Genomic DNA, 12,737 nt, shown 5'->3' on the forward strand with positions numbered 1-12,737 from the left:
GCTGCGCTCGCTCAGCACAACCGCGTGCCAAGCAACAGTAGAGAGGCATCGGCGGTTTGCCAGCCCCACCACACCAAGGCCAGGGCGCCGGCCAGGACGATCAGGGCGGCAAGTTTCACCAATGGGTAATGCATCATGCCTGAGCCTCCCGTGGGGCGGGGCGCTTGATCGGTGCCTCGCTGATGAACCAGTGCAGCAGCGCCGCCGCTACTGAAAGCAGAATGGCGAGTTTCCATACCACATCATAGTCGCCGTGGAGGTCGTAGAGCATGCCGCCGAGCCACACGCCAGTGAACGAGCCGACCTGATGGAACAGAAAGACGATGCCGCCGAGCATGGAGAGGTGGCGTACGCCGAACACCGCGGCCACGATGCCGTTGGTCAGCGGTACCGTGGAGAGCCACAGCAGACCGATGGCGATGCCGAACAGGTAGGCGCTGGCGGGGCTCAGCGGCAGGAAGACGAAAGTCGCTATCACTGCGCCGCGGGCGAGATAGAGCCAACTGAGCAGGCGCGGCTTGGAATAGAGCCCACCCAGCCAGCCGGCGGCGTAGGTGCCGAAGATGTTGAACAGGCCCACCAGGGCCAGCACCGTACTGCCGACGTGCACGGCCAGGCCGTTGTCGAACAGGTAGCCGGGCAAGTGCACGCCGATGAACACTACCTGGAAGCCGCACACGAAGAAGCCCAGGCACAGCAGCCAGAAGCCGCGGTGTCCGGCGGCCTCGTCCAGCGCACTGCGCAGCGAGAGATCGCTGGCCTGGCGGGCTGAGGGGCGGTCCTTCAGCATGGCGCCGAGCGGCACCATCATCGCCGCCAGGGCACCCATCGCCAGCAGCGCGGCCGACCAGCCTAGCCAGCCGAGCAGGCCCAGGGTGCCCGGTAGCATGGCGAACTGGCCGAACGATCCCGCCGCACTGACGATACCCATCGCCATGCTGCGTTTCTCGGGCGCCACGGCGCGGCCTACGGCGCCCAGGATCACCGAAAAGGTGGTGCCCGATAGCCCCAGGCCGATCAGCAGCCCGGCGGAGAGCGACATGCCCAGCGCCGACTCGGAAACCCCCATGAACAGCAGGCCGAGGGCATAGAGAATGCCGCCGATGGCAACCACCCGGGCCGCACCGAAGCGATCGGCCAGAGCTCCGGTGAAGGGCTGGGCGAACCCCCAGATCAAGTTCTGCAGCGCCAGGGCAAAGGCAAAGACCTCGCGGCCCCAGCCCAGCTCGCTGCTCATCGGCTCGAGGAACAGGCCAAAGCCGTGACGAAGTCCCATGGCCAGCGAGATGACCAGACTGCCGAGCAGGATCAGCAGAAGCGAGTGACGACGAAGGGCATCCATGGTGGCGGGCCTGTTTGCAGACTAATGAATACGGCACTATCGCGCTTTCTCGATACGCTGGCAATGTCGCCAATCGGCGACTTGGCTGTAGTCGCTGTGCCACATGTGTAAAGGCTGCGTGATTCGCTATTATGAACGGTGTTTGACAACTATGGAGATGTCCCATGCCACGGCGCCTGTTGACTCCTTTCCTTCTCGTCCTTGCCGCCATGCTGGTGGCGGGTTGCAGCTACCAACCGGCACGTATCAAGTCCGAGCCGCTGGTCGTCATCGATGATGGTCGTGGCGGCCATGGCGGAAGCTTCTGCCCGCCGGGGCAGGCGAAGAAGGGCCGCTGCTGAGTCAGTGCACCCCAAGGACACACCAGACTGACCAGTTGTACCCATAACGACTTCGAACGGGAACCGAAGGGACGTGAGGAGTTCTTGCCCAGAGAGGTACATTGCCATGAAAACGTCCCTGCGCTTGCTCACCCTGGCTTTTCTGCCCGCCATGCTGACTTTGGCCGGCTGCAGCTACTCGCCGGCCCGGATCACCCCAGAGCCATTGGTTGTGGTCGATGGCGGTCACCGTCATTATCACGACGACAAGCACCGCTACCGGTACCGGGATCGCTACGTCGAGCGCCATTACCACTATGATGGTCGGCGCCATTACGACCGGCGCTACCATGATCGGCGCGGTCGCTTCTGCCCGCCTGGGCAAGCCATGAAGGGGCGTTGTTGACGCCCCCCGGTTTCACGTCGCCGCTGGTCAGGGTAGTGTAGAGGGTCCCTGACCGAGCGGACCCCAAGAAACGTCATGTCTCTACTCGACCTGCGTGCCTGCAACCTGGGGCGGGAGCACATCGCTCATGAACACGCGCACCATCAGTTGATTCTGGCGACCTGTGGCAGCACCGAACTGGAGGTGGCGGGCCTCGGTGATCGCGTTACCGGTGGGCGTGGCTGCCTGATTCCCTGCTCCTTTCATCACGAATACGAAGGGGATGGCCGCAATCGTACGCTGGTGCTCGATGTGCCGTTGGCTGCGGTGACGGAGATGTGTGATGGCGAGGGCCTGCAGCGCCTGTTCGAACGCCCACGTTTCTTCACCGTACCCGCTCGTCTCAGCCAGTTGGCCACCGCCCTGATGGCTCAGTTGGAGCAGTTCCCGGCGCTTCATAGTGAGATCGCGGCACTGCTGCTGCGGGCAATCTACCTGCATCTTGAGGGCGAGGCATCCACTCCTGTGCTGGCTTCCCGGCGACGATCCCAGGAACGGATCGATATCGGTCGCCTCGATGCCTGGATTGACCGGCACCTTGCCGAAGAGATCCGGGTCGAGCGGTTGGCGGCGCTGTGTGCACTCAGCCCAGGTCACTTCCATGCGCTGTTTCGCGAGCTGATGGGGATCACGCCGCTGGCTTACGTGCAGCAACGCCGTCTGGAACACGCCCGTACCCTGGTCCGACATAGCGATCTTAGCCTGGGGCATATTGCGGCCCTGGTCGGCTTCCGCGACCAGGGTAGCTTCAGCCGAGCCTACCGCCGTCATTTCGATGGCACTCCCTCTCAGGAGCGTCGCCATGCCGAGGCAGCTGCCGAGTCTGGGGCAAGTCTTCATGAGTTGCGGGCAAGCATTGCCCCTTCGCACGTTCTAGTCTGACGGTAAGCGTCATTGCCTTGTCTGGCTTAGTACGTCAGCGTCGCCTCGCCAAGGAACCGAGATGAAACTTTTCTACCATCCTGACCAGGAGGCTCACGCTCCTGCCTCTTTCCTGGTTCGTGGCCAGCTCACCTCGTCCCCCGAGGGGCCGGTGCGTGCCGAACTGCTGGCCAAGGGCTTGGCAGCAGCAGGCCTTGCCCTGCATGAACCCGACGATGTCGATAGCCCGCGGCTGCGCAGCCGTCTGGCCCGGATCCATACCCCACGCTACCTGAATTTTCTCGAGACCATCCACGCCCGCTGGCGCGAAATGCCGGGAGCCTCCGAACTGGTGATGCCCAACGTGCACCCATGTGGCGGTGGGAACCACTACCCGCGTCATCCGGTGGGTCAGGCGGGTTGGCACCTGCACGACATGGCGTGTCCCATCGGCGCCGACAGTTTCCGCGGCATACTGGCCAGTGCGGCCACGGCCCAGGCGGCGGCCGAGGCGCTGATCGGCGGACATAGCACCACCTATGCGCTGTGCCGGCCGCCGGGCCACCATGCTGGGCCGGACCGGGCGGGCGGCTTCTGCTTTCTCAACAACTCGGCGCTGGCGGCGACCGTGCTGCGCGAGCACTTCTCACGGGTCGCGATACTCGACATCGACCTTCACCACGGTAACGGTACTCAGGACATCTTCTACTATCGGGGCGATGTCTGGACCGGCTCGATGCATGTCGACCCGGCCGATTTCTATCCCTTCTTCTGGGGCGGTGCCAACGAGGAGGGCATGGGTGAAGGGCTGGGCGCCAACGTCAACCTGCCGCTGCCATTGGGCAGCGATGGCGTCGCCTTCCTCGAGGTGCTGGAGGTGTTGATCGCCCGCATGGAAGCGTTTCGTCCCGAGGCGGTGGTAATCGCGCTGGGACTGGACGCCCATCGCGACGATCCGCTGGCCGGCATGACGCTCGAAACCGCGGATTTCGAATCGGTTGGCCGGCGCCTGAGCCGGTTGGCCCGGCCCGTCGTGTTGGTTCAGGAGGGGGGCTACCCAACCGAACGCCTGGGTGACAATCTGGCCGCCTTCATGAATGGTTTCAGCGGCGGCTGACGTGAGGCCGCGGACGTGCAAGTATTCGCTGTTCCATCCCATTCACCTCCATCGAGAGAGACGACATGACCATTCAGTACCATCACAGCAATGCCCGCATGAGCCAGATCGCCGTGCACAACGGAACCGTCTATCTGGCCGGCCAGGTACCGAGCGATGCCAGCGCCGACATGCGTGGCCAGACCGAGCAGGTCCTGGCACGTATCGACGAGCTGCTGGCCGAGGCCGGTAGCTCCAAGGAGCACCTGATTTCGGCTCAGGTGTGGGTCACCGACATGGCGGAGTTCGACCAGATGAACGCGGCCTGGGAAGCCTGGGTGGTGCCGGGCCGCCCGCCGGTGCGCGCCGCCCTCGAGGCCAAGCTGGCCAAACCCGAATGGAAGGTCGAGATCATGGTGATCGCGGCGCTGCCGGAGGCCTGACATGCGCGTCGTCACCGCCGATGAGGTAGCCGCCGCGCTGCCCTGGAAGGCACTGATCGAGCGACTGGCACTGACCTTCAGCGAAGGGGTCGAGTCGCCGCCGCGCCATCATCACGCCATGCATCGGCCGGATGGCGAAGCCACCATGTTGTTGATGCCGGCCTGGGAACGGGCCGGCTACATTGGCGTGAAAATGGTCAATGTCTTTCCGCAGAATGCCGATCATGGCCTGCCGGCCATCGCCGGCGTCTATTTTCTCAGCGAGGGAGCCCACGGCCGCCCGTTGGCCTGCCTCGAAGGCAGTGAACTGACCCGTCGTCGCACTGCGGCGGCCTCGGCCCTGGCGGCCCGTGAGCTGGCCAGGGAAGATGCCGAGACCCTGCTGGTGGTGGGCACCGGCAAGCTGGCCCCCATGGTGATCGAGGCCCATGCCTCGGTGCGTCCTATCAAGCGTGTGAAGATCTGGGGCCGCCATCCCGAGAAGGCGAGGCGATTGGCTGCCGAGTATGCCGACAGGTTCGATTGCGCGGTGGCCGAGACCCTGGAAACGGCCGCCCGTGAAGCCGACCTGATCAGTTGCGTGACGCTCGCTAGCGAACCGCTGATACGCGGGGAGTGGCTCGCGCCCGGCACCCATCTCGATTTGATCGGCGCGTTTCGTCCCAGCATGCGTGAAACCGACGCCGAGTGCCTGTGCCGTGGCGAGGTATTCGTCGATACCTATGCCGGAGCCCGGGGCGAGGCGGGCGACATTCTCCAGGCGATCGATGAGGGCGCGTTCGCTTTCGGCAACATTGCCGCTGACCTGGCGGAGCTGCTGCGTGGCGAGAAGCCCGGGCGCAGTTCGAACGCTGCCATCACCGTATTCAAGTCGGTCGGCGCTTCGCTGGAAGATCTAGCGGCGGCCATCGAGGTTTGGGAACAGTTGGAGAAGCCTGCATGAAGGAGACGCGTCGAACAGGCTTTTTCTGGCACGAGCGCTGCTTTTGGCATGATCCTGGCGCCATCGGCGTGTTCTCAGCGCCTGGCGAGTTTCTGCAGCCCCAGCCTGCCTCGGAAAGCCCTGAGAGCAAGCGCCGGCTGAAGAACCTGCTTGAGGTGTCGGGCCTGATCGACGAACTCGATGTGCGCAAGGCTCTGCCGGCAAGCCGCGAGGATCTGGCACGGTTTCATACCGGGCGCTACCTGGACGAACTCGAGGAGGGAGACCTGACCCGGGGCGGCGATGCCGGTGAATGCGCACCCTACACGCCGGGCAGCCTGGCGGCGGCGAAACAATCGGCGGGTCTGGCAATCGCCGCGGTGGAGGCGGTGGCCAGCGGTGAGCTGCCCAACGCCTACGCCCTGTGCCGGCCGCCGGGTCACCATGCCGAAGCCGATCGCGGGCGCGGTTTCTGCCTGCTCGGCAACGTTCCGGTAGCGGTGATGCGAGCCCGGGCGCTGGGTCATGCCCGGCGTATAGCGATTCTCGACTGGGACGTGCACCACGGCAACGGCCAGCAGGACGCCTTCTACGACGACCCCGACGTGCTGACCGTGTCGATTCACCAGGCAGGTAATTATCCGCTGGACAGCGGTTTCTTCGAGGAGTTGGGCGAAGGGGCGGGGCATGGTGCCAATCTCAACCTGCCGATGCCTCCCGGCAGCGGCATCGGCGCCTATCGCTACGCCATGCAGGAGCTGGTGCTGCCCGCCATCGGCGGCTTCGCCCCCGACCTCATCGTGGTGGCCTGCGGCTATGACGCCTGCGGCAAGGACCCACTGGGCAAGATGATGCTCAACAGCTCGGCCTTCGCTGCCATGACCCAGCAGCTCAAGGCCCTGGCCGAGCGCATCAGCGACGGCAAGCTGGTCATGATCCACGAGGGCGGCTACTCCGAGGGCTACGTGCCGATGTGCGGCCATGCGGTGATTCAGCAGCTGGCCGGCAGTCGCACCCAGGTGCCCGACCCCCAGAACGATGAGATCGCCGCCTGGGCCTACCAATCGCTGCAACCTCACCAGCGTGTCCTGATCGATGGCTGGCGTGACCAGTGGCTGCGCATTGCTCCGCTATGAAACACGCACCCTGAACCGACGAGGACGACATGACCCCGCTTCATGAACGAGATGGCTGGCTGTGGCTGGACGGCGAGTGGCTGCCATGGCGCGAGGCCCAGACCCACCTGCTGACCCACACCCTGCACTACGGCATGGGCTGCTTCGAGGGAGTGCGCGCCTATGCCGGAGAGCAGGGCACGCACCTGTTTCGCGTTGCCGAGCATACCCGGCGCCTGCTCGACAGTGCCCATGCGCTGGACATACCGGTTGCCTTCGACGAAGCGGAACTGATCGAGGCCCAGCGGCAGTGCCTGGTACGCAACGAGCTGCGTAACGCCTATCTCAAGCCCACCGTGTTCTTTGGCGCCGAAGGGCTTGGGCTGCGGGCCAAGGATCTTTCCGTGCACGTGATGATCGCGGCCTGGAACCTTGGCGACTACATCTCGGCGGAGGCGGCTTCGCTCGGCCTGCGGGCGCTGACCTCTTCCTGGGCACGCCACCACGTCAACATCAGCCTGTGCCGGGCCAAGACCAACGGCCACTATGTCAACTCCATGCTGGCGCTCAACACTGCCGTGAAGGCGGGCTTCGACGAGACGATCATGCTCGATCCCGAGGGCTACGTGGCCGAGGCATCCGCGGCGAACGTCTTCCTGCTGCGCGACGGTGTGCTGCATACGCCGGAGGTTACCTCCTGCCTGCAGGGCATCACTCGCGACAGCGTGATGCAACTGGCACGCGATGTACTGGGCATCGAGGTGAGGGAACGGCGTGTCACTCGCGACGAGTTGTATACCGCTGATGAAGCCTTCGTCACCGGCACTGCCGCTGAGATCCTGCCGCTGCGGGAGCTCGATGGAAGGCATGTCGGTGCGCGCGCCGGCGCGCCCCTTCCGGGACAGCCGATCGCCGAGGATTCGATCACGGCCCAGCTACAGGGGTTATATCGGAGGGTCACTCGCGCCGAGCTGGATGGCGGGCTGCATGCGTTCGCGCCATGGCTGACGCCGGCCTAAGCCGTTTGTCTGATCGGGACCCGCCGCTCCGAGACGCGCATCGCCTTGCATAGCTGCTAATATGGCCGCACCTCGGAGATAGTGGGATGAAATGGCTCAGACAATCGTAGGGTTCTCGTTTAGTGTGTTGCTGGCGTTGTCCATGGCGTGGGGAGCTGCCGCACTGTGGTTTCGCTTGCCATGGGCGCGGGACAAACGACGTCTGGCCGTGGCCTGTTGGGGAACTCTTGCCCTGGGGCTGTTGCTATTGGGTTTGCGCGGGGAGTGGCTGGCGAACGCCGCTCAACTGTTGCTGATGAGCGCACTCCTGATCTGGTGGTTTCGTTTGCGGCCCACCCACGATCGGCCTTGGTCCGATGACGTGGCCTACCTGGCTACCGGTGAGGTTCAGGACAACCAGCTGACGCTGCATCACGTTCGCAACTTCGACTGGCGTACTCGCGACGAGGGCGTGGTGCATTGGGAAGCGCGCAGCTACGATCTGGACCGCCTGGACTCGGTCGACATGGTCGTTTCCAGTTGGGGCCGCCCCGGGGTCGCCCATGTGATGATCTCGTTCGGCTTCGAGGGGGAGCAGTTCGTGATTTTCTCGGTAGAGGTAAGACGCCTGAAGGGCGAGCGCTTCTCCGAGATTGGTGGTTTCTTCCGCCAATACGAGCTTGCCATCGTGGCGGCTGACGAGCGCGACGCGGTGGGCCTGCGCGCCAAGGTCCGCGGTGAACGGGTTTCACTGTTCCGCTTGACCATGTCGCGTAATGCCATGCGTTCGCTGTTGCTCGCTTATGTCGAGGAGGCGAATGCGCTGGCCGAATCCCCGCGTTTCTACAATACCATTATCGCCAACTGCACCACGCTGATCTTCGCCATGGCGCGGGAAATCGGAGCCCGCCTACCGCTGGACTACCGTCTGCTGGTGACTGACAGGTTGCCGGGATATGCGTTCAAGGTCGGTGGGCTGTGGCCCGGGTATACGCTACCTGAACTGGAGGCGAGCGGGCGAATCGACGAGCAGGCGTGCCAGGTGCATCGTGACCCCGCATACTCCCGGCTTATTCGCCGGAGCGTGCCGGGCTGGGCGCCTCCCGAGGAACGGCAACTAGCCCGAAACAGCTAGTCCGAACCGCTAGCCACAAACAAAGAGCGCCACGGGCATGAGGCCTCGTGGCGCATGTCTCCCTGGGCATGGTCCATCATGCCGACTTTCCTGCACCGGCTTCCTGCCCGGTCGCATCCGTGTCGCAGCTCGACAGTATCCCTTGTCTTTCCCCCTGCCGGGGCATGAGCCTTTATCTCATCGACAAGTGACATCGCCGTGACGGCGCGGTGATAAAAGGTCGATAAAGGCATATCGAAGCCTAGTCGCCCGTGGCGGATTCTTCCAGCGAGCGAAGCAGGCCCCGCAGCAGCGACAGCTCCTTGCGATTGGGTTGAGCCCGGGCGAACAACGCTTGCAGCTGGGCCTCGGTGCGCGCGTGGGGCTGGGTCAGGAAACCGCTGGCTTGCATCACCCGGCTCAGGTGAGTGTGGAAGTGGTCGAGCTGCTCTCGGGTCGGCTGGCGCTCCTCAGCCGGCCGCGAGTGGCGAAACTCGCTTTCGGGACGCAGGCGCCAAGCCTTGAACGTTTCGTAGGCGAGTACCTGAACCGCTTGGGAGAGGTTGAGGATGCCGTAATCGGGATTGGCCGGGATGCTGACCTGATGGCTGCAACAGCGAATCTCGTCATTGGTCAGCCCGAAGCGCTCGCGACCGAACACCAAGGCCACCGGATCGTCTGTCGCACGGGAGACAAGTTCACGGGCCATTGCCTCGGGTTCATCGAAGTGGGGCAGGGGCAGGCTGCGCAGCCGGGCGCTGGCCCCCACTACCTGCACGCAGTCGGCTACCGCTTCTTCCAGCGAGGTCACCACTCGGGCACCGTCGACCACGTCCTCGGCACCGGCGGCCAGGCGCGAGGCCTCGCTATCGGGATAACAGCGTGGGTTGACCAGCACCAGGTCGGTCAGGCCCATGGTCTTCATGGCCCGTGCCGAGGCGCCGATGTTGCCGGGGTGATAGGTCTGGACGAGGACGATACGTATGTTCGATAGCATCTGGACGTTCTGTGCCGGAAAACGGTGGGTAGGTACTTTGGGCTACGGGCTACGGGCTACGGGCGGCAGCAGGAAGCGTAAGCCGCAGGGTGCGGAAATCGCAAGGTAAGGTACCCTCCGGCCAAACAAAACCCCTGCCGGTTTCCCGGCAGGGGTTGAGTCAGGCGGGTGCCTGGAGTTGGTCAGGGTCGGCTTACATCATGCCGCCCATGCCACCCATTCCACCCATGCCGCCCATGTCCGGGCCGCCTTCCTTCTCTTCCGGATCGTCGGCGATCATGCACTCGGTGGTGATCATGAGGCCTGCCACGGAACCGGCGGACTGCAGCGCAGTACGGGTCACCTTGGCCGGATCCAGCACACCCATCTCGAACAGGTCGCCGAACTCGCCAGTCTGGGCGTTGTAGCCGAAGTTGCCCTGGCCAGCCTTCACCTCGTTGAGGATCACGGAGGCTTCCTGACCGGCGTTGGTCACGATCTGACGCAGCGGGGACTCCATGGCGCGCAGCGCGATGGCGATACCGTGGGTCTGGTCCTCGTTCTCGCCCTTGAGGTCCTTGATCTTGGTCAGCACGCGCACCAGGGCGGTACCGCCACCAGGCACCACGCCTTCCTCGACTGCGGCGCGAGTGGAGTGCAGGGCGTCTTCGACGCGGGCCTTCTTCTCCTTCATCTCGACTTCGGTGGCAGCACCGACGCGGATGACGGCAACACCGCCAGCCAGCTTGGCGACGCGCTCCTGCAGCTTCTCGCGGTCGTAGTCGGAAGAGGTCTCTTCGATCTGGGCGCGGATCTGGTTGACGCGGGCCTCGATGTCGCCTTCGTTACCGGCGCCGTCGATGATGGTGGTGTTCTCCTTGGACATGGTGATGCGCTTGGCGCTGCCCAGGTGATCCAGGTTGGCCTGCTCCAGGGTCAGACCTACTTCCTCGGAGATCACGGTGCCGTTGGTCAGGATGGCGATATCCTGCAGCATGGCCTTGCGACGGTCGCCGAAGCCAGGCGCCTTGGCGGCTGCGACCTTGACGATGCCGCGCATGTTGTTGACCACCAGGGTGGCCAGGGCCTCGCCCTCGATGTCCTCGGCGATGATCGCCAGCGGCTTGCCGGACTTGGCGACGGCTTCCAGCACCGGCAGCAGTTCGCGAATGTTGGAGATCTTCTTGTCGACCAGCAGCAGGTAGGGGTCTTCGAGCTCGACCGCCATGGTGTCCTGGTTGGTCACGAAGTAGGGCGACAGGTAGCCGCGGTCGAACTGCATGCCTTCGACGACTTCCAGTTCGTCCTCGAAGCCACGGCCTTCGTCGACGGTGATGACGCCTTCCTTGCCGACCTTCTCCATGGCTTCGGCGATGATTTCACCGATGCGCTTGTCGCCGTTGGCGGAGATGGTGCCGACCTGAGCGATGGCCTTGGAGTCGGTGCAGGGTACGGCCAAGGCTTCGATTTCCTTGACCGCAGCGATGACGGCCTGGTCGATGCCGCGCTTCAGGTCCATCGGGTTCATGCCGGCGGTCACACCTTTCATGCCCTCGGTAACGATGGACTGGGCCAGCACGGTGGCGGTGGTGGTGCCGTCACCGGCGACGTCGGAAGTCTTGGAAGCGACTTCCTTGACCATCTGGGCGCCCATGTTCTCGAACTTGTCCTTCAGTTCGATCTCCTTGGCCACGGAGACGCCGTCCTTGGTGACGGTCGGGGCGCCGAAGGATTTCTCCAGCACCACGTTGCGGCCCTTGGGACCCAGGGTGGCTTTCACGGCGTTGGCCAGAACGTCAACACCACGGGCCATGCGCTTGCGGGCGTCATCGGAGAATTTGACTTGTTTCGCTGCCATTTTTCGTTACTTCCTGTGAGTTCGTGAACGTCTTATGGGAACGGAGTAAATTCGCGGCGTGCTTAGCCTTCGACCACGGCGAGAATATCGGACTCGCTCATGATCAGGACTTCCTCGCCATCGATCTTCTGCTTCTCGACGCCAAAGCCTTCTTTGAAGATCACGGTATCGCCGACCTTGACGTCCAAGGGGCGCACATCACCGTTGTCGAGAATCCGACCGTTACCGACGGCGAGGATTTCGCCACGAGTCGGCTTTTCCTGGGCGTTGCCCGGAAGCACGATGCCGCCAGCGGTTTTCTGCTCTTCTTCAACGCGACGGACGACGACGCGATCGTGCAAGGGACGGATGTTCATTGCTCACGTTCTCCTGATGGTCAGTGGTGCCATGCGAGCATGGCGGTTTCATCATTGCCTTCCGGTTGGCCCGGAAGGTGGAGGCGAGGACGCCTTCCTGGTCAAAGGCGCCGAGCGTTGCTCGGCACCACAGCCTGGTGCTGACCGTGAAATGGGGCCAGGCAAAACCCTTTCAAGGGCCAGCAGTAAAAAAATTTCACCGCGCAGCGCAGACGTCAGCGGTCGGCTACCGGCGCGGTTCGTCACGACCGATGAAATCGCCTTCCAGCGGTTCCCCGTGTTCGCTGGTGCGCTGGCCTTCGGAGCCCTCCCGTGCGTAAGATTCTTCCTGGTTCCAGTCGTTGCCTTGGTGCCTCTCCCGAGAGGGGCCCCGGTAGGCCATACCAAGCAGGCGAAGATTCGCCAGTGCCAAAAGACGAGCCAGCAGCCGACGTGCACCAGGCACGACACACAGCAGGCCGAGCGCATCGGAAAGGAAGCCGGGAGCGAGCATCAGGGCGCCGCCGAAGATCAGTGCCGCGCCGGTCAGCAATTCACTCGAGGGGAGTTCGCCCTGCGCCATGCGCTGTCGAGCGCGAGCCAGCGTGGCGGTGCCTTCCTGGCGGATCAGGTAGAGCCCTATGAACCCGGTAGTGAGTACCATGACCAGGGTGGGCAGGAGACCGATTTGGCCGCCAATGGAAAAGAGCACGATGAAGTCGAGCAGGGTGAAAAGCGAGATGAAGAACAGTAACGGCATGACGGCTCCGGAAAAGACGGTTCGTTCATCATGGGGGCGAGAAGGGGAAATTCAAGCGGCAGGCCACTCCGATAGAGATTCGTGATACGCTTGTGCTGCGCTGCACAAAAATCGTCTCCGGCGCTAAAGTCGATTGAGACGTGTGCTGAACA

Annotated in this window: 15 protein-coding genes; 9 read left to right on the forward strand and 6 right to left on the reverse strand. The window is 63.8% G+C overall.

Annotation, left to right across the window (positions count from 1 at the left end; all coding sequences use genetic code 11):
- Positions 1 to 11: 11 nt before the first annotated feature.
- A complete protein-coding gene (locus HOP51_RS20920) occupies positions 12 to 137 on the reverse strand; it encodes a hypothetical protein (protein ID WP_267957751.1) in 126 nt (41 codons plus the stop codon).
- Entirely contained in the window at positions 134 to 1,342 is a 1,209-nt protein-coding gene (locus tag HOP51_RS13655; protein WP_234274456.1) for an MFS transporter, read from the reverse strand. The genes HOP51_RS20920 and HOP51_RS13655 overlap by 4 nt, the downstream gene beginning before the upstream one ends.
- A 164-nt stretch (positions 1,343 to 1,506) precedes the next feature.
- Between HOP51_RS13655 and HOP51_RS13660 the strand changes: the two genes are divergently transcribed.
- The 9 genes from HOP51_RS13660 to HOP51_RS13700 all read left to right on the forward strand — a co-directional run bounded on the left by HOP51_RS13660 (position 1,507) and on the right by HOP51_RS13700 (position 8,677).
- The gene (locus HOP51_RS13660) at positions 1,507 to 1,683 is read left to right on the forward strand and encodes a YajG family lipoprotein (RefSeq protein WP_234274457.1); all 177 of its coding nucleotides are present in this window, start codon (positions 1,507 to 1,509) and stop codon (positions 1,681 to 1,683) included.
- A 106-nt stretch (positions 1,684 to 1,789) separates the two neighbouring features.
- Positions 1,790 to 2,068, forward strand: a complete 279-nt coding sequence (locus tag HOP51_RS13665) for a hypothetical protein (protein ID WP_234274458.1) — start codon at positions 1,790 to 1,792, stop codon at positions 2,066 to 2,068.
- Positions 2,069 to 2,143: 75 nt separating this feature from the next.
- Positions 2,144 to 2,989 carry a helix-turn-helix domain-containing protein gene (locus tag HOP51_RS13670; RefSeq protein WP_234274459.1) on the forward strand — a complete coding sequence of 282 codons (846 nt, stop codon included), beginning with the start codon at positions 2,144 to 2,146 and terminating at the stop codon, positions 2,987 to 2,989.
- A gap of 61 nt (positions 2,990 to 3,050) precedes the next feature.
- Positions 3,051 to 4,085 (forward strand): histone deacetylase family protein, encoded by a 1,035-nt coding sequence (locus HOP51_RS13675; RefSeq protein WP_234274460.1) that lies wholly within the window; start codon positions 3,051 to 3,053, stop codon positions 4,083 to 4,085.
- Between the two features lie 65 nt (positions 4,086 to 4,150).
- Complete coding sequence (locus HOP51_RS13680) at positions 4,151 to 4,507, forward strand: RidA family protein (RefSeq protein ID WP_234274461.1); 357 nt, start codon at positions 4,151 to 4,153, stop codon at positions 4,505 to 4,507.
- A 1-nt stretch (position 4,508) separates the two neighbouring features.
- Entirely contained in the window at positions 4,509 to 5,450 is a 942-nt protein-coding gene (gene lhpI / locus HOP51_RS13685) for a bifunctional Delta(1)-pyrroline-2-carboxylate/Delta(1)-piperideine-2-carboxylate reductase (protein ID WP_234274462.1), read from the forward strand.
- Positions 5,447 to 6,565, forward strand: a complete 1,119-nt coding sequence (locus tag HOP51_RS13690) for a class II histone deacetylase (protein ID WP_234274463.1) — start codon at positions 5,447 to 5,449, stop codon at positions 6,563 to 6,565. Before lhpI ends, HOP51_RS13690 begins: the two co-directional genes overlap by 4 nt.
- Before the next feature lie 29 nt (positions 6,566 to 6,594).
- On the forward strand, positions 6,595 to 7,563 hold the full coding sequence (locus tag HOP51_RS13695) for a branched-chain amino acid transaminase (protein ID WP_234274464.1): 969 nt from the start codon (positions 6,595 to 6,597) through the stop codon (positions 7,561 to 7,563).
- Between the two features lie 91 nt (positions 7,564 to 7,654).
- Positions 7,655 to 8,677 carry an Lnb N-terminal periplasmic domain-containing protein gene (locus HOP51_RS13700; RefSeq protein ID WP_234274465.1) on the forward strand — a complete coding sequence of 341 codons (1,023 nt, stop codon included), beginning with the start codon at positions 7,655 to 7,657 and terminating at the stop codon, positions 8,675 to 8,677.
- Positions 8,678 to 8,918: 241 nt separating this feature from the next.
- Here HOP51_RS13700 and HOP51_RS13705 read toward each other — a convergent pair whose 3' ends face one another.
- The 4 genes from HOP51_RS13705 to HOP51_RS13720 form a co-directional block, all read right to left on the reverse strand.
- Complete coding sequence (locus HOP51_RS13705) at positions 8,919 to 9,653, reverse strand: RNA methyltransferase (protein ID WP_234274466.1); 735 nt, start codon at positions 9,651 to 9,653, stop codon at positions 8,919 to 8,921.
- Between the two features lie 193 nt (positions 9,654 to 9,846).
- Complete coding sequence (gene groL, locus HOP51_RS13710; protein ID WP_197450687.1) at positions 9,847 to 11,490, reverse strand: chaperonin GroEL; 1,644 nt, start codon at positions 11,488 to 11,490, stop codon at positions 9,847 to 9,849.
- Positions 11,491 to 11,552: 62 nt separating this feature from the next.
- On the reverse strand, positions 11,553 to 11,846 hold the full coding sequence (locus HOP51_RS13715; RefSeq protein WP_234274467.1) for a co-chaperone GroES: 294 nt from the start codon (positions 11,844 to 11,846) through the stop codon (positions 11,553 to 11,555).
- A 226-nt stretch (positions 11,847 to 12,072) separates the two neighbouring features.
- Positions 12,073 to 12,585, reverse strand: coding sequence for an FxsA family protein (locus HOP51_RS13720; protein ID WP_234274468.1), 513 nt, complete (start codon positions 12,583 to 12,585; stop codon positions 12,073 to 12,075).
- Between the last annotated feature and the right edge of the window lie 152 nt (positions 12,586 to 12,737).

It is taken from the genome of Billgrantia zhangzhouensis (assembly GCF_021404465.1).
In the GTDB taxonomy this organism is placed as follows: Bacteria; Pseudomonadota; Gammaproteobacteria; order Pseudomonadales; family Halomonadaceae; genus Halomonas; species Halomonas zhangzhouensis.